The organism is Bartonella sp. AA86SXKL (assembly GCF_042196885.1).
Map to the genome: position 1 here is coordinate 1 of NZ_JBHIRE010000498.1, position 599 is coordinate 599.

Sequence of the window (599 nt, forward strand, 5' to 3'; positions counted from 1 at the left end):
CTGAAAAGCTTTAAGTGCTTTTCGAGAGGCTGTACCGATTATGCCATCCATTTCTCCTTTATAATAGCCAAGTGCTGCTAAGCGAGATTGCAGTTCTTTGCGTTCGTAAAAAGTAAGAGGCGGAAATGGTCGCTGCCAATCTTGAACCAATCCAGAATGTCCAGCAATGCGGTTAGCAAGAAGTGCAACAGCGAAAGCGTAGCGATCTGCATTATTATAACGTTTAAGAACAAAGAAATTTTTTGTTACTAAAAATATAGGTCCTTCTGGCCCATCTGGGTATTTCAATATTGCTTGTTCAGATAATGAAGGCAAATGTTTTCCATTCGCCTGTTTTACACCTAGCTTTGCCCATTGTTCAAATGAATGCCAATCCTCGGGAAGATTTTTTCCTTGCGGCAATTTAACTTCCACTCCCCAAGGAAGTTTAGACTGCCAACCATTCATGTAGAGAAGATTAGCAGCGGTTGCGAGGGCATCTGGAACAGAAGTCCAAATATCACGTCGTCCATCCCCATCCATGTCAATGGCATAAGCGAGATAACTGCTTGGAATAAATTGTGTATGTCCCATTGCACCAGCCCAAGAGCCAGTAAGTT

General features: G+C 42.6%; 1 protein-coding gene. It reads right to left on the minus strand.

Annotated elements, in window-relative coordinates; translation table 11 throughout:
* Positions 1–599 (minus strand): lytic murein transglycosylase (locus ACFIO5_RS12880; protein WP_375705617.1); only part of this gene is annotated, 599 nt, incomplete at both ends.